Genomic DNA, 16,005 nt, shown 5'->3' on the forward strand with positions numbered 1-16,005 from the left:
GCCCGGATCGGGGGCCGGACCGGGCGGACGCCGGAGCCTTCACCTGCCTTTCGGTGCGTAGGAGCCTTGCGGCTACTTCGAGGAACCCATCAGCAGGAAGTCGTACATGCCCAGGTACGCCTGAGTGACCGTCACGTTGGTGGCGGAGTCCGGGCGGTAGAGCAGGTTCTTGCGGTAGATCAGCGGCACCACCGAGGCGTTCGCCATCACCATCTTGTCGATGTCGCCCCACGCCTTGGTCCGCGCGGCGGTGTCGGTGTTGGAGATCGCCGAGGACAGCGCCTGGTTGATCTTCGGGTCGTTCAGCTCCATCAGGTTGTTGCCACCGGACGGCTTGATCGCGCTGCCGTCGACGATCTGGTCCAGGAACCCGTAGCCGGTCGGCCAGTCGGCGCCCCACGCCATCATCATCATGCCGACGCCGTGCGAGTGCACGTAGTCCGGGACGCCCGCGTAGTTGGAGAAGTACTTGTCCGACGGGAAGGTCTTGATGTTGACGGTGATGCCGACCTTCTTCAGCGCCGCCTGGATGGCGGTGGCGCCGTCGATCTCGGGCTGCCGGTCGCTGCGCGCGGTGAGCGTGGTGGTGAAGCCGCCGGGCTTGCCGCACGCCGCCAGCGCCGCCTTGGCCTTGGCCACGTCACCGTTGTTGCCCGCGGTCGGGTACTCGTCGAACTTGGTGTAGCCGTTCACCGACGGGGGCAGCAGGGTGCTGGCCACGTCGCCCTTGACCGCGCCGCCCTCGGCGTTGACCACGGAGGTCTTGTTCACCGCGTACTGCACGGCCTTGCGGCAGTTGATGTTGTCGAACGGCTTCACGTGCAGGTTGAGCGCCATGTACGAGGTGGCGCCGGCGATGGAGTCGTCGGTGTGCGCCAGCCGGTTCTTGTTGCCCAGGATCTTCGACTGCGTCTCCGCCTCGACACCGGTGCCCTGGAGGTCGACGGTGAGGTTGTCGGAGAGCAGGTCGTTGTCGATCGTCTTCTGGTTGACGTTGAACTTCAGCACGTACTTGTCGGGCAGCGCGGTGCGGATCGGGTCGGTGGCCTTGCTCCACTCCGGGTTGCGCACCAGCGTGGCGCCCTTGCCCTCGGAGTAGGAGGAGAACTTGTACGGGCCGGTCGACTGGATGTGCTGCACATACGTGGCGCCGGTGTCCTTGGACTGCTCGACCGGAGCGGTCTGCGAGAACGTCGCCAGGTAGTCGAAGTCGGCGAACGGCTGCGACAGGTGGAAGACGATCGTCTGGTTGTCGGGCGTCTCTATGGACGACAGCCCGTTCGGGCTCTTGTCCTTGTACGGGCCCTGGTACTTGCCGTCGTCGGCCAGGTAGCTCTTGAAGTACACCGGGCCGTTGGACATCACGTCGGGCGCGAAGTTGCTGCGCTCGATCGCGTACTTGACGTCCTTGGAGGTCACCGGGGTGCCGTCCTGGAACTTCACACCCGTGCGCAGGTGGTACGTCCAGGTCTTCGCGTCGGGGCTGGAGGTGCCGAGTCCGGTCGCCAGGTCCGGGACCACCGTCAGACCCGCCTTGCCGGCCGCCGGCTTGAAGGTCAGCAGCGTACGGGCGTAGAGCCGGGAGAAGTCCTGCACCCAGCCGTAGTAGGTGTTGCCCGGGTCGAGGGAGTCAGGACCGGTGGAGTGGTCGGCGGTGACCGTCCCGCCCTTCTTGCTCGACGCGTTGACGATCGAGGTCAGCGCCTGGTCCTTCTTGCCCGAGCCGCTGGAGCCGCCCGAGCCGCCGCAGGCGGACACGCCGAGTGCCATCGCCAAGCAGAGCGCGAGAGCGGAGGTCACCTTTCTGGTGTTCATACCGGGTTACGCCCCTCACTTCCTATTTGAGTCGCCGGGTCGGCCATGGGTGCCGCACGGCACACGAGGTGCCACCCGGGGTCGGTGGGTCATCCCTGCGGAATCACTTGCTGCGCGGATCGAGGGCGTCCCGCAGCCCGTCGCCGAAGAGGTTGAAGGCCAGCACCGTGATGAAGATCGCGAGGCCGGGCACGAACATGTACTGCGGGTCCGACTGGTAGACGTCGACCGCGCTGGTCAACATGCCGCCCCAGGAGGCCTGCGGAGGCGCGATACCGACCCCGAGGAAGCTCAGGGCGGCCTCGAACAGGATGTTGGTGGGGATCAGCAGCGTGGAGTAGACGAGGATCGGCGCCACGAGGTTCGGCAGCAGCTCGCGGAAGAGGATGAACGGCCCGCGCGCGCCCATGCCGCGGGCGGCGTCGACGAACTCGCGCTCGCGCAGGCTCAGCGTCTGGCCGCGGACGATCCGGCCCATGTAGGGCCAGTTGAAGAAGCCGATCACGAAGATCAGCACGCAGATCCGCAACGGAAGCCCGCTCAGCCCGAAGGCGCCGTCCTGCAGCGAGGCGGAGATGGAGATCGCGAACAGCAGCAGCGGGAAGGCGAGGAAGACGTCCATCAGCCGGCTGATCAGGCTGTCCACCCAGCCGCCGTAGTAGCCGGCGATGACGCCGAGCACGGTGCCGATCACGTTGGACAGCACGGTGGCACCGGTGGCCACCAGCATGGAGATCCAGGAGCCCTCGATGATCCGGGCCAGGATGTCGCGGCCGAACTTCGGGTCCACGCCCAGCGGGTGGGACCAGCTCATGCCGCCCCAGCCGCCCTTGGGCGACAGCAGTTCGGGGTCGACCAGGTTCTGGTGGAAGGCGTTCGGATCGAGGTTGAAGACCATCTCGATCGGCTTGGCGAGGATCGCCAGCAGCACCAGCAGCAGCACCACCACGCCGCCGGCCATCGCGACCTTGTCCCGTCTGAGCCGGCCCCAGGCGATCTGCCCGAGCGAGCGCCCCTCGATCATGCCTCGCCCGGCCCCGCTGAGTACGGCCTCCGGATGCGCTTCGGCCTGTCCGGAGGTGGTCTCGATAGGTGCGGTCATGGCGTTTGCCGACCCCTCTCGCCGGTGGGTAACCGGCGCGCGCCCGCCGCTGTAGCGGCTTCCTCGTCAGTTGGTGCACTTGATGCGGTAGTTGCAGATGGCACTGAGGTCACCCACAGTGGCCGCTCGACGTGATCATGCGTGCGACGTGCGTATCCACTACGCGCGTTGCGGTTGGGACATGTCAACACCAAGGTGTCTTGCCGCTGGATTCTTCTTCTGGTTGGCGATCACCCGCCAGACCTGGCCGCGAAGGGATGCGCAACTGTGATGTGGGTGGTTCTTTCATCGTTACCGACGCGTACCTCGGGGTACGGTCAGTTGATGGACGAACGGCTGCGCGCGGTCTGCGACCTGATGATGCCCCAGGCCCGGGAGATGTCGGGCCTGCACGAATACGACGGCCGGGTGCAGGACCTGTCCCCCCAGGGAGTCCGCGACGGGCTGGCGGCCCTGGCCCGCGCCCGGCGCGGCGGCCCGCTCCGGGACCCGCACGACGAAGCCCACCTTGCGGTCTTCGAGGAGGCCCTGCGCGTGCAGTTCGGCGAGCTCGAACTGCACCGGCGCGACCCCTACCCGCACCTGTCCAACCTCGAACTGGCCTGCTACGACCGGGAGTACGCCCCGCGTGGGGACCGCGCCCGGGCCCGCCGGGAGCACCTCGCGCGGTGGCCGGAGGCCGTGGACGCCGCGCTGTCCTCGCTCGACCAGGTACGGGCCCCGGTCGCCGAGGCGCTGCTCGGTTCGGTGCTCGGCCTGGCCGCCGACCTGGACCCGGACGCCGGCGAGGTCGAACGGGCCGCGCTGCGCGCGCACGAGCGGCTGGTCGCCCACATCCAGCACATCGCCGAACACGGCGACCCCGACCCCCGGCTCGGCGGACGGGCGCTCGCCGCGCTGATGGGCGCCCAGGAGGGTCTGCGGGTGGACCTCACCGAACTGGCCGGGCGGGCCGACCGGGAGCGCGCCCGGCTCACCGAACTGCTCACCGACTCCTGCCGCGTCCTGGACCCGCGCAGCGACGTGGACGAACTGCTGCCCGGGCTGCTCGCCGACCACCCGGGCGCCGACGGCGTCATCGCCGAGGCGGCCCGACTCACCGAGGAGGCCATCGAGTTCACCCGCGAGCGGGGGCTCGCGCCCTACGTGGACGGCGAGTGCCTGGTCGGCCCGGCGCCCGCGTCCCGGCGCTGGGCGATGGCCATGATGACGTGGTCGGCGCCGGCCGAGCCCGACGCGCCCTCCTGGTACCACGTCACGCCGCCCGACGCGGACTGGCCCGCCGACGAGCGCGAGGAGTGGCTGACGGTCTTCAGCCGCACCAGCCTGCCGTCCATCACGCTCCACGAGGTGGCCCCCGGGCACTTCGCGCACGGCCGCGCGCTGCGCCGGGCGCCGTCCCCGGTCCGCCGCCTCCTGCACAGCCTCTCGTTCTCCGAGGGCTGGGCCCACTACGTCGAGGAGGTCTGCCTCGACGAGGGGTTCCGCGCACGCGACCCGCGCTTCGCGATCGGCGTGGCCCTCGAAGCGCTGGTCCGGGTCACCCGGCTCACCTGCGCGATCGGTTTGCATACAGGGGCGCTGTCGCTGGACGAGGCCGCGAGGTACTTCGTGCGCGACGCCCACCTTTCGCCTGCGGCGGCCTCGGCGGAGGCGCGGCGCGGCACTTTCGACGCGGGCTACGGGCGGTACACCTGGGGCAAGTTGGAGATCCTCCGGGTGCGCCGGCGCGCGGAGCGGGAGTGGGGCGCGGATTTCTCCCTGCCCCGTTTCCACGGTGCCCTCATGCACCTGGGCAGCCCGCCTTTGGGGTTGCTGGACGCGGTGGTCCGCCCGCCCGGCCCCACCACGTGATGTCCCGGACCTTACGGTCCGCTGCGGCGTGTCGCGCATTTCCCCGCGCCCCTGTAGGCGCGGCCGCCACCAGGGGGTCAGGGGCGCCCTACCTGTCGAAGAAGGGGCGGCCGAAGGTGCGCATCCACAGGGCGACCGGGTCGTAGGGGTCGGCCATGGCCACCGTGGAGACGGCGACGCCGTCGGGTACGCCGGCGACCGCCTGCTGCATCATGAGGCGGACGGACTCCACCGCCTGCGCGGCACCTTCGTGGAGTTCGACCCCGATCGCGAGGTAGGGCTCGCCGAGTACGGGCTGCACCCATGCCTGCCGCAGCGCCCGCACCGCGGAGGTGCGGTGCGCGGCCTGCGCGAGAAGCGCGTAGAACTGCGGCATCTGCAGGGACGGTTCCCCGATCTGGAGCGGGCCGGCGGGCAGCAGGTCGAGCCCGACCGCGATCCTGCGCAGGTCCGCCCAGGGGATGCCGATCCCGCCGCCGGCCGCGTGCGGGTTGAGCCACAGCCCGGAGCGGTCCGGGTAGAGGGTCTGCGCGATGTCCCGCCCGGAGACCACCTCGTGGTCGCGGTTCCAGCCGCTGGCGGCCAGCTCACGCGGCGAGGTGAAGCACGGCGCGTAGCCGTACCCGCCGACCTCCATGGTGCCGTACTGCGCGTCGGACGCCCCGGAACTGCCGTGCCACAGCAGCATCCACACCTGGCCCTCGGCGAGTGACGCGAGCAGGTTCTCGTATGCGTCGAACCGGCCGGGAGCCACCTGGAGCAGCATCTGCTCCACATGGCCGGCCTGCGCCGCACCGCCTTGCGCGCCCGCGATCACGTGGGACCGCCCCTTTCCCCTCGTTTCGTTCTGCTCTTCGCACGACATCAAACCAGGTCGAGTGTGCCCAGCGGTATGGCGACCGACTCAAGCGGAACCGGCTATAGACCAGGTATACGACCGTTGAACGGGCGCGAGGCGGCCGGACCCGCTCGCCACGCGACCGCGGCCGAGATCAGCGCCGGTCCGCCCCCCGATCACCGCCCGATCACCGCCGGGCCGCAGCCGGTTCGCGGCCCCTCCGCGAACTCGTCCGCGAACTCGCCCGCAGACGCGGACACGGTCACGGTCACGGACGCCGTCACGGACTCAGTCGCGGGCGAAGAACGGCCGCACCGTCTCCAGCAGCCAGTCGCCCACCGGGTCCTGCGCCACATCCAGCAGGATCAGGTGTACCGGCCACGGTGGCGGGGCCACGCCCATCGCCCGGCCGAGCGCGTTCATCGCGGCGGCCCGGTCGTCCTCCTGCCAGCGGTCGAGTTCCACACCGATGAACAGGGCGGGCGGCTCCTCCTCCACGGCGGCCAGCGCCCGCCGGCCGGAGAGCAGCACCGGGGTGACCGCGAACTCGCCGGCCGCGGCGGCCAGGAAGTCCACCGGTTCCTCGTCGTGGCCCGGCTCCCACAGCCGCACCCGGGCACCGGGGGGCGCGTCCCCGCCGCGTACCCCGGAGAACTGCGGCGCGCGCTCGCCCGGCACCGGCCGGCACAGCTGGGCCACCGCGGCCGGCGGCAGCGGCACGCCGACCGCCCCGCCGGGGTTGACGGCGATGCCGACCAGCGGCGGCAGCCCGCGGGCGAACTCGTGCACCGGCGCGACCGTGCAGGACATGCCGTCCGCGGCCTGCCGGAACTGCTGCTCGGAGCTGAAGACCGGTACGTAGGGCGCGCCGCCGAGCACGACGGTCGGCAGGTCGAGGCCGGCCGCGTCCGGCGAGCCGCCGTTCGGCAGCGGCACCCACACCTGGGAGCGGCCGAGCACCTCCAGCAGCCGGGGGGTGGCCGACGGATTGCCGAGGCTGGCCCCCAGCACCTCTTCCAGCTCGTTGGCCGGCCATATGTACGGTGCCGGATTCTCCATGTCCACCCTTGTCCGCCCGTGTACCGCGTCTGTAGCGTTGTGCAGCGTCATGCCCGGGAAACCCTAACCGCTGCCGGGGGCCGGGGACCCTGGGCATGCAATGATGAAGGCCACAACTTGCATACCGGCCGTTCGAGGCCGCGCGGGAGAGCCCCGGACCTGTGCACGCGACCAGCTCGCGGGCGCCGGGACGGGCGCCGAAGGAGCAAGTCCTCCCTTGAATCTCTCAGGCACAGATACCGCGCGGGCGAGGCAGATCTGAAAAGCGGCGGAGCCGTCGGCGCACCCTCGGGTGTGCGGTCCCGCCCACCCAAGGTGCAAACCGCGGCCCGCGCGAGCGGGGTTCACGGTGAACCTCTCAGGTTCCGATGACAGATGGGGAGTGTCCATCCGTCATCTCTCCTTCCTCTTCACCGAGACCGAGCCTGGGAGCCTGTCACCGATGAGCGAACCCCGTCACACCGCGCTCGACGCCCTGCACCGCGCCCTCGGCGCGACCATGACCGACTTCGCCGGCTGGGACATGCCGCTGCGGTACGCCAGCGAGCGCGAGGAGCACCAGGCGGTCCGCACCCGGGCCGGTCTCTTCGACCTGTCGCACATGGGCGAGATCACCGTGACCGGCCCGCAGGCGGGCGAGGCGCTGGACCACGCCCTGGTCGGCCACCTGTCCGCGCTGGCGGTGGGCCGGGCCCGCTACACGATGATCTGCGCGCCCGACGGCGGCATCCTCGACGACCTGATCGTGTACCGGCTCGGCGAGCAGGAGTTCATGATCGTCGCCAACGCGTCCAACGCGCAGACCGTGCTCGACGCGGTGGCGCTGCGCGCGGCGGAGTACGACGCGCAGGTCCGCGACGACCGCGACGCGTACGCGCTGCTGGCCGTCCAGGGCCCGCAGGCCCCGGCGATCATGAAGGCGGTGACCGACGCCGACCTGGACGGGCTGAAGTACTACGCCGGGCTGCCCGGCACCGTCGCCGGGGTGGACGCGCTGATCGCCCGCACCGGCTACACCGGGGAGGACGGCTTCGAGCTGTTCGTCGCGCCGGCCGACGCCGAGCGGCTGTGGCGGGCGCTGACCGACGCCGGCGAGTCGGCCGGCCTGGTGCCGTGCGGGCTGTCCTGCCGCGACACGCTCCGCCTGGAGGCGGGCATGCCGCTGTACGGGCACGAGCTGACCGCCTCGGTCACGCCGTTCGACGCCGGGCTCGGCCGGGTGGTCAAGTTCGACAAGCCCGGGGACTTCGTCGGGCGCGCCGCGCTGGGCGCCGCCGCCGAGCGGGCCAAGGACCTGCCGCCGCGCAAGCTCGTCGGGCTGGTCGCGCAGGGCCGCCGGGTGCCGCGGGCCGGCTACCCGGTCACCGACGCCTCGGGCGCGGTGATCGGCGAGGTCACCTCGGGCGCCCCGTCGCCGACCCTCGGCAAGCCGATCGCGATCGCGTACGTGGACGCGGCGCACGCGGCGCCCGGCACGCCGGGGGTCGCGGTGGACATCCGCGGCTCGCGGGAGCCGTACGACGTCGTGGCGCTGCCGTTCTACCGGCGCGAGCGCTGAGCGGACCGGGCTCGCTCCCCCGTCGCCGCACCCGGCGCCGGTTCCGCGGCCCGCGCCGCACCTCGCCGTTTCCCCGTTCTTCCCCCTCGCCCCCCTTTCCTCAGCTTTCCGTTTGCCGTGCCGCACCCGCGAGCACCCCTGCCGATCCGGGAGAATTCAGCCATGAGCATCAACCCTGAGCAGCTTCGTTACAGCAAGGAGCACGAGTGGCTCTCCGCCCCCGCCGACGGCGCGGCCACGGTGGGCATCACCTCGCACGCCGCCGACGCGCTCGGCGACGTGGTCTTCGTCCAGCTCCCCGAGGTGGGCGCGACGGTGACCGCGGGTGAGACCTGCGGCGAGCTGGAGTCCACCAAGTCGGTCAGCGACCTGTACTCGCCGGTCGGCGGCGAGGTCACCGAGGTGAACCAGGACGTCGTCGACGACCCTTCGCTGGTGAACACCGCGCCCTTCGAGGGCGGCTGGCTGTTCAAGGTGAAGGTCGCCGAGGAGCCGTCCGACCTGCTGTCCGCCGCCGAGTACGACGCCTTCATCGAGAACTGAGGGAACCCGCGATGTCGCTGCTGAACCAGTCCCTGCACGAGTTCGACCCGGATGTGGCGGCCGCGGTCGACGCCGAGCTGCACCGCCAGCAGTCCACGCTGGAGATGATCGCGTCCGAGAACTTCGCGCCGGTCGCGGTGCTGGAGGCGCAGGGCTCGGTGCTCACCAACAAGTACGCGGAGGGCTACCCCGGCCGCCGCTACTACGGCGGCTGCGAGCACGTCGACGTGATCGAGCAGCTCGCCATCGACCGGGTCAAGGCGCTGTTCGGCGCCGAGGCGGCCAACGTGCAGCCGCACTCGGGCGCCCAGGCGAACGCCGCCGCGATGTTCGCCCTGCTCAAGCCGGGTGACACCATCCTCGGCCTGGACCTGGCGCACGGCGGGCACCTGACCCACGGCATGAAGATCAACTTCTCCGGCAAGCTCTACAAGGTCGCCGCGTACCACGTGGACGCGGAGACCAACCTGGTCGACATGGCCGAGGTGGAGCGGCTGGCGAAGGAGCACCACCCGCAGCTCATCGTGGCGGGCTGGTCGGCGTACCCGCGGCAGCTGGACTTCGCGGAGTTCCGCCGGATCGCCGACGAGGTCGGCGCGTACCTGATGGTCGACATGGCGCACTTCGCCGGGCTGGTCGCGGCCGGGCTGCACCCCTCCCCCGTGCCGTACGCCGACGTGGTCACCACCACGACCCACAAGACGCTCGGCGGCCCGCGCGGCGGGGTGATCCTGGCCAAGGCCGAACTCGCCAAGAAGATCAACTCCGCGGTCTTCCCGGGACAGCAGGGCGGCCCGCTGGAGCATGTGATCGCCGCGAAGGCGGTCGCGTTCAAGGCCGCGGCGACGGACGAGTTCAAGGACCGCCAGTCCCGTACGCTGGAGGGCGCGAAGATCCTCGCCGACCGGCTGACCCGGCCCGACGTGGCGGAACTCGGCGTCTCCGTACTCTCCGGCGGCACCGACGTCCACCTGGTCCTGGTCGACCTGCGCAACTCCGCGCTCGACGGCCAGCAGGCCGAGGACCGGCTGCACGCGGTCGGCATCACCGTCAACCGCAACGCGATCCCGAACGACCCGCGGCCCCCGATGGTCACCTCGGGTCTGCGGATCGGCACGCCCGCGCTGGCGACGCGGGGCTTCACCGCCGACGACTTCCGCGAGGTCGCCGACATCATCGCGGCGACGCTCACCGCGTCGCCGGCCTTCCCGCCGTCGGAGAGCGGGCCCTTGCGGCAGAGGGTCACCGCGCTGGCGGAGAAGCACCCGCTGTACCCGGGCCTGTAGCCGGGTCGCCGGTTCGTGTCCGCCCGCGCTACGTGGTCGCGGGTACTCCCCCGTGCGAAGCTCAAGGGGGAGGCGGGCACGAACCGGCCACCGGCCGGCCGGCGGGACACCGTATCCGGCCCGGCAGCGCGCCCCCGCCGAGCGCGGCCGCAGCACCCTGCGGACAACGGCGTCCGCGAACCCCAGGAGCTAAGAACACCGTGGCAATCTCCGTCTTCGACCTGTTCTCCATCGGAATAGGCCCGTCCAGCTCGCACACCGTCGGCCCGATGCGGGCGGCGAACATCTTCGTGCACCGCCTCAAGAACGAGGCGCTGCTCACCCATACCGTCTCCGTGCGGGCCGAGCTGTTCGGCTCGCTCGGGGCGACCGGCCACGGCCACGGCACCCCGAAGGCCGTCCTGCTCGGCCTGTCAGGACACGCGCCGCGCACCGTCGACGTGGAGACGGCCGACGACGAGGTCGCCCGTATCCGCGCCGAGCACCGGCTGGACCTGCTGGGCACCCACGAGATCGCCTTCGACGCCGACACCGACCTGGTGCTGCACCGGCGCCGCTCGCTGCCGTACCACGCCAACGGGATGACGCTGTCGGCGTACGACGACGCCGGCGAGGTGCTGCTGGCGAAGACGTACTACTCGGTGGGCGGCGGCTTCGTGGTCGACGAGGACGCGGTCGGCGAGGACCGGATCAAGCTGGACGACACGGTGCTGCGCCACCCCTTCCGCACCGGCGACGAACTGCTGCGGCTGTCCCGGGAGACCGGGCTGTCGATCTCCGCGCTGATGATGGAGAACGAGAAGGCCTGGCGCAGCGAGGCCGAGATCCGGGCCGGGCTGCTGGAGATCTGGCAGGTGATGCGGGACTGCGTGGAGCGGGGCATGTCCCGTGAGGGCATCCTGCCCGGCGGCCTGAAGGTGCGCCGCCGCGCGGCGCAGTCCGCCCGCCAGCTGCGGGCCGAGGGTGATCCGTCCGCCCGCGCGATGGAGTGGATCACCCTCTACGCGATGGCCGTCAACGAGGAGAACGCGGCGGGCGGCCGGGTGGTCACCGCCCCCACCAACGGCGCCGCCGGGATCATCCCGGCCGTCCTGCACTACTACCTCGCCTTCGTCTGCTCGCCCACCACTTCCGCCGCCGACCGGGACGACGCGGTGGTCCGGTTCCTGCTGGCCGCGGGCGCGATCGGCATGCTCTTCAAGGAGAACGCCTCCATCTCCGGCGCCGAGGTCGGCTGCCAGGGCGAGGTCGGCTCGGCCTGCTCCATGGCCGCGGGCGGCCTCGCGGAGATCCTGGGGCTCACCCCGGAACAGGTCGAGAACGCCGCCGAGATCGGCATGGAGCACAACCTCGGCCTCACCTGCGACCCCGTCGGCGGCCTCGTCCAGATCCCCTGCATCGAGCGCAACGGCATGGCCGCGGTCAAGGCCGTCACCGCCGCCCGCATGGCCATGCGCGGCGACGGCCGCCACCACGTCTCCCTCGACAAGGTCATCAAGACCATGAAGCAGACCGGCGCGGACATGAAGGTCAAGTACAAGGAGACCGCCCGCGGCGGCCTCGCCGTCAACGTCATCGAGTGCTGACGCGGAAGACCCTGACCTGGGGTTTCCCGTCTTTCCGCGCTGTCGGAGCCTTTCGTGCCTGTACGGCGGAAATCCCTCGGAAGTGTGCGGCCACCCCGAGGGGACCCGTCCGGCCGTACCGTTCCCCTGCTCCGGCGAAGTGATGACCGGCTTCGGGCGTACACCGCGGCGGTCCGGTCGGCTTACGTGTCCTGGGGGTTGTGGAGGGCCGCGCCGAGGGCGCTCTGCCGGTACAGGACCCGGCGTCCGTGGCGGGTGCGTTCGACCAGGTGGGAAGCGGCGAGCACGGACAGGTGCTGGCTGACCGCGGAGGGGGTGACGCCGAGCCGGTGGGCGAGTTCGGTGGTGGTGGCGGGTTCGGCGAGCAGGGCGAGGAGCCGGGCGCGCGGGCGGCCCAGGAGCGACTCCAGTGGCCGGGGCGCGGAGGGGGCGGGGTTCTCGCCGAGGAGGGCCAGGCCGCGTGCGGTGTAGACGATGTGGGGCGGGGCGTCGAGGCTGAGCATGGTCGAGACGCCGTCGACGAAGCAGCTGGGTGTGAGCAGCAGGCGTCGGCCGTCGATGGGAATGTCCGCGAGATCGTCGCTCCGGCGGCCGCCGCGTTGGACGCTCAGGATGCCGTCGGTCCAGGTCAGGCGGTCGTGGATGTCGGTGAACAGGTGTGCTGCGCCGTGTTCGGCCAGGATGCGGGCCCGGTGGGCGAGGTCGCTCTCCAGGATGGAGCGGATGCGTGGCCAATGGGGGAGCAGGCAGGCGTTCCAGTAGGCCTCCAGCTCGTCGGCGATCCGGGTCAGGAGACGGGCCGGGTCCAGCAGCCCGGCGGCCAGTGGCGGCGGAAGAGGTTCGCCCAGGGGCAGGAAGGTGCGTTCCAGGTCGGGTCCGAGCAGGAGCGGGTCGGTGCGGCGCAGGGCGGTGAGCTCGGCGCGGATGTCGGGGGCCGGGGTGTGGGGACGGGGGGTGAGCAGGTCGGGCACCCAGTAGCGGCGGCGCGCGACCAGCGAGGTCAGCAGTTCCTGGTCGAGCCGGCCGAAGGCCGGGCGCATCGCTTCGCGCAGGCCGCGCAGCTGTGGCAGGCGAGCAGCGTGTCCGGCCCACAGCCGCAGGCTCAGGACGGTCTCCTGGAGCGGAGAGTAGGCGAAGGAGGTAGCCGCGAGATCGGCGGTCTCCAGTCGGAAGCGGATCATTAAGCCCCAGTCTTAACTCCTTCTGCCCCCCGCGCACGGCGGATTGGCTGGCGCGCATGACCACCGCACCGCCGTCCGACGCCCGTACCCCCGGCGCCACCGGACGCCCGTCGCCCGCCCCACTGCCGCCCGCGCCGGGTGGTTCCTCTCCCAGGACCGACCCCGTCGTGCGGGCGCTCGCCGTCCTGCTCGTGATCAACGCGCTCGGCAACGGCCTGTTCCTGACCGTCAGCACGCTCTGGTTCACCCACGGTCTGGGCTACTCCGCCTCCAAGGTGGGCCTGGCCCTGACGGTGGCCGGCCTGTGCGGCATCCTCGCCTCCTTCCCCGCCGGCCGCGCGGCCGACCGGTACGGTGCCAAGCCCGCCCTCGTCGCCCTGCACCTGGCGCAGGCGGTCGCGATGGCGGGCTTCGCCGTCGCCCGCAGCTACCCCGCCTTCCTCCTGCTGGCCTGCACCGTGACCGCCGGCAGCCGGGCCAACAGCACGGTCCGCAGCACCCTTTACGCGCACAGCCTGCCCGCCACCACCCGGACCCCCGCGCTGGGCCTGCTCCGCGCGGTCAACAACGTGGGCATCGGCGCCGGAGCCGCGCTCGGCACCACCGTCGTCGCCCTCGGCCACACCGGCGCCTACCAGGCCGCGATCATGATCAACGCGGCCACCTTCCTCCTGGCACTCATCCCCCTGCGCACCGTCCCCGCCCACCTCGCCCCCGCCCCCGCGGCCGCCGACGACGAACACCGCGGCAAGCGCCCGGCAAGCGCACTGCGCGACGGCCCCTACCTCGCCGTCACCGCCCTCAACGCGATCGTCAACATGCTCTACGTCGTGCTGGAAGTCGCCCTGCCGCTCTGGCTGGTCAACTACACCCACGCCCCTCGGCCCCTGGTCGGCACGCTGCTGGTCCTCAACACCACCCTGGTCGTCGTACTCCAGGTCCGCGCCACCCGCCACACCGGCGACCTGCCCACGGCCGCCCGCTCCTTCCGCACGGGCGGCCTGCTCACCGCGCTCGCCTGCGCCACCGCCGCCACCGCCGCCCACCACAACCCCGCCGCGGCCACCGCGATCCTGCTGACCGCCGTCCTGCTGCTCACCCTCGGCGAGGTCACCTCCCAGGCGGGCAGCTGGACCCTCGGCTACGCCCTGGCCCCCGACCACGCCCAAGGCGCCTACCAAGGCGTCTTCCAAACCGGCGTCTCCGTGACCCAGGCCCTGGGCCCTGTCGTGGTCACCGCTCTGGTCCTCCCGCACGGCGCGGCCGGCTGGTGCACGCTGGCCGCCATCTTCGCCGTCGCGGCACTGGCCATGCCCGCCGTCTCACGGCGAGCCGAACGGCGCTGGGCCCCCATGCCACCCGCGGGGACCCGCACCGGCCCGTGACGACCCGTGACGACCCCTTCCCCGCAAGTAGCGTGACGGGGTGCGGAGATGCCCGGTTCTGCCACCACGGCCGCGGCGCCGGTCCGCGACGGTTCATGGCTTGTCGAGGGCAACGTCGTCCACGTGAACCTCGGTGGCCACGAAGCCCACTGGCTCCGGGGGCCGTCGCTCCCGCCCGAAGGGCCGGGCGGCTGGGCGACGGCGGTGGGGTCAGGGCGTCGCGGTGATGTTCTTCTCGAGCGCGGCGATGTAGTTGGGCAGGTGGTGGTCCTTGATGGCGTCGGTCTCGGGGGCGAGCAGGTCGATGGCCACGCCTTTGGCGCGGTCTTGAAGCGTGGCGAGCAGTGGCATGGCGTGGTGCAGGCGGCCGTCGGCGTCGAAGTAGCGCAGGGCGTCGACGTGGGTGTAGGCGGGCTCCGGTGGGAGGTGGGGGACGATGTCGTTGTTGTTGACGAAGCGGTAGCAGCGGTCGGCGAAGGCCTTGTTGTGTGCCGCGGCCAGGAGGCGTTCGCAGGTGCGGGGCTGGCCGAAGGTGTAGATGCCGTGTGCGAGCAGCCTGGGCTGTTCCAGGTACAGGCGGGCGCCGGCCAGCATGGCCAGGGCCGCGCCGAGGCTGTGGCCGGTGAACCACAGGCTCTGGCCGTGGTCGCGGAAGTCGACGACGGTGTCGCGGATCTGCGGGTAGACCGACTGCAGGGCCTGGTGGAAGCCGTAGTGGACGAAGCCGGTGTCGGCGGGCCCGGGGACCGGCGGGGTGTCGACATCGGTGAGCCAGTCGCGGATCTTGGCGACCTCGGTGCCGCGGAAGCCCACGATGATCATCTGATCGTCGGCCATGACGTAGGCCTGGGTGTCCTCGATGGGGAACGGCATCCGATGCGTGGACTCGAAGTACCGGACCCGGTCGAAGCCCCAGGCGGACGCCTGGGCCTGGATGCCGTCCTGGTCCAAGGTGGCCAGCGCGGCTGCGCGGGCCATCCAGTAGGCGTGGGGCAGCGAGTAGCCGCCGGCCGCGTGGTCGAGGGCGGGAATGGTCATGAAGGTGTCCTTCGCGAAAGGAGGTTCCGGTGGCCGGCGGGGGTGGCCGGCCGCCGGGGGACCGGGAGGGGGCCCGCGGCGATCGGAGTTCACGCGGTTGCCGCGGGCCGGCGGTGAGGGGTCAGAGGACGGCCAGGGTGAAGGCGGCGTTGAGCCGGGCGGTCGCGGAGGACGTCTGGACCAGAACAGTGGTGGCGTTGTTCCCGCACAGGGGCTGAGTGGAGCGGGCGACCTCGATGAACACGCGCTTGCCGCCGCTGAGGTTCACCGAGACCTCCGACACCGCGGTCCTGACGTCGAAGCCCGACGCGGAGACCTTCACGCAGTATTCGCCGAGCGCCACCCGTTTGACCGAGGAGACGGCCTTCGCCCGCACCAGCGTGCCGTCCGCGGCGACGACGGCCGCGGCCCGCGCGTAGGGGGCGACGGCGACCGGCACGGCCGCCGGCGCCTTGCCCGGTGCCCTGTCCGGCGGCGCGGCCGCGACGGCTCCGGCGGTGAGCGCGGACACGGCCACCACCGTCACCGCGATGACCTGCGACTTCTTGAGAGCAATCATGGGAGAGCCTCCTCGACGAACCCGATCGGATCGCTACTCACAGTGGCCGATGACTCCTTTGGGTAGCCAGCGGTGCGGGTCTGCTTCACCCCAACGAGCAGTGCCGCCTGCCGCCTTGACCACGCCGGCCGAGCCGGAACGACGGCATCGACGGGTTCGCAACGGTTCTGGTGGGCCCTCGCCGCCTTTCGTCAGAGGGAG

At 71.5% G+C, this 16,005-nt stretch carries 13 protein-coding genes and 1 riboswitch; of the genes, 6 read left to right on the forward strand and 7 right to left on the reverse strand.

Annotated features, from left to right (window positions below; all coding sequences use genetic code 11):
- Nucleotides 1–72: 72 nt before the first annotated feature.
- Nucleotides 73–1,815 carry an ABC transporter substrate-binding protein gene (locus AB0399_RS17720; RefSeq protein ID WP_366411912.1) on the reverse strand — a complete coding sequence of 581 codons (1,743 nt, stop codon included), beginning with the start codon at nucleotides 1,813–1,815 and terminating at the stop codon, nucleotides 73–75.
- Between the two features lie 103 nt (nucleotides 1,816–1,918).
- A complete protein-coding gene (locus tag AB0399_RS17725) occupies nucleotides 1,919–2,917 on the reverse strand; it encodes an ABC transporter permease (RefSeq protein ID WP_328469812.1) in 999 nt (332 codons plus the stop codon).
- A 324-nt stretch (nucleotides 2,918–3,241) separates the two neighbouring features.
- Between AB0399_RS17725 and AB0399_RS17730 the strand changes: the two genes are divergently transcribed.
- The gene (locus AB0399_RS17730; RefSeq protein ID WP_366411913.1) at nucleotides 3,242–4,771 is read left to right on the forward strand and encodes a DUF885 family protein; all 1,530 of its coding nucleotides are present in this window, start codon (nucleotides 3,242–3,244) and stop codon (nucleotides 4,769–4,771) included.
- An 88-nt stretch (nucleotides 4,772–4,859) separates the two neighbouring features.
- On the opposite strand, the gene AB0399_RS17735 is transcribed toward AB0399_RS17730, so the two are convergent.
- Nucleotides 4,860–5,588 (reverse strand): enhanced serine sensitivity protein SseB C-terminal domain-containing protein, encoded by a 729-nt coding sequence (locus AB0399_RS17735; RefSeq protein ID WP_329364359.1) that lies wholly within the window; start codon nucleotides 5,586–5,588, stop codon nucleotides 4,860–4,862.
- A 309-nt stretch (nucleotides 5,589–5,897) separates the two neighbouring features.
- Complete coding sequence (locus tag AB0399_RS17740) at nucleotides 5,898–6,668, reverse strand: enhanced serine sensitivity protein SseB (protein ID WP_366411914.1); 771 nt, start codon at nucleotides 6,666–6,668, stop codon at nucleotides 5,898–5,900.
- Between the two features lie 133 nt (nucleotides 6,669–6,801).
- Nucleotides 6,802–6,920: riboswitch (glycine riboswitch) on the forward strand.
- A gap of 190 nt (nucleotides 6,921–7,110) precedes the next feature.
- Here AB0399_RS17740 and gcvT point away from each other — a divergent pair.
- The 4 genes from gcvT to AB0399_RS17760 all read left to right on the forward strand — a co-directional run bounded on the left by gcvT (nucleotide 7,111) and on the right by AB0399_RS17760 (nucleotide 11,641).
- Complete coding sequence (gene gcvT / locus AB0399_RS17745) at nucleotides 7,111–8,226, forward strand: glycine cleavage system aminomethyltransferase GcvT (RefSeq protein ID WP_328469806.1); 1,116 nt, start codon at nucleotides 7,111–7,113, stop codon at nucleotides 8,224–8,226.
- Nucleotides 8,227–8,388: 162 nt separating this feature from the next.
- On the forward strand, nucleotides 8,389–8,769 hold the full coding sequence (gene gcvH / locus AB0399_RS17750; protein ID WP_329364363.1) for a glycine cleavage system protein GcvH: 381 nt from the start codon (nucleotides 8,389–8,391) through the stop codon (nucleotides 8,767–8,769).
- Nucleotides 8,770–8,780: 11 nt separating this feature from the next.
- The gene (glyA, locus tag AB0399_RS17755; RefSeq protein ID WP_366411915.1) at nucleotides 8,781–10,055 is read left to right on the forward strand and encodes a serine hydroxymethyltransferase; all 1,275 of its coding nucleotides are present in this window, start codon (nucleotides 8,781–8,783) and stop codon (nucleotides 10,053–10,055) included.
- Nucleotides 10,056–10,255: 200 nt separating this feature from the next.
- Complete coding sequence (locus tag AB0399_RS17760; protein WP_366411916.1) at nucleotides 10,256–11,641, forward strand: L-serine ammonia-lyase; 1,386 nt, start codon at nucleotides 10,256–10,258, stop codon at nucleotides 11,639–11,641.
- Between the two features lie 182 nt (nucleotides 11,642–11,823).
- Here the strand turns inward: AB0399_RS17760 and AB0399_RS17765 are convergent, their stop codons facing one another.
- Nucleotides 11,824–12,822 (reverse strand): helix-turn-helix domain-containing protein, encoded by a 999-nt coding sequence (locus AB0399_RS17765; protein WP_329364369.1) that lies wholly within the window; start codon nucleotides 12,820–12,822, stop codon nucleotides 11,824–11,826.
- Between the two features lie 56 nt (nucleotides 12,823–12,878).
- Here AB0399_RS17765 and AB0399_RS17770 point away from each other — a divergent pair, with 56 nt between their 5' ends.
- Nucleotides 12,879–14,207, forward strand: coding sequence for an MFS transporter (locus tag AB0399_RS17770; protein WP_366411917.1), 1,329 nt, complete (start codon nucleotides 12,879–12,881; stop codon nucleotides 14,205–14,207).
- 210 nt (nucleotides 14,208–14,417) lie between these two features.
- Here AB0399_RS17770 and AB0399_RS17775 read toward each other — a convergent pair whose 3' ends face one another.
- On the reverse strand, nucleotides 14,418–15,245 hold the full coding sequence (locus AB0399_RS17775; protein ID WP_366411918.1) for a lipase family protein: 828 nt from the start codon (nucleotides 15,243–15,245) through the stop codon (nucleotides 14,418–14,420).
- A gap of 121 nt (nucleotides 15,246–15,366) precedes the next feature.
- Nucleotides 15,367–15,804 carry a hypothetical protein gene (locus tag AB0399_RS17780; RefSeq protein ID WP_366411919.1) on the reverse strand — a complete coding sequence of 146 codons (438 nt, stop codon included), beginning with the start codon at nucleotides 15,802–15,804 and terminating at the stop codon, nucleotides 15,367–15,369.
- Nucleotides 15,805–16,005 lie beyond the last annotated feature (201 nt).

Source organism: Streptomyces sp. NPDC088194, from assembly GCF_040702025.1.
Taxonomy (GTDB): domain Bacteria; phylum Actinomycetota; class Actinomycetes; order Streptomycetales; family Streptomycetaceae; genus Actinacidiphila.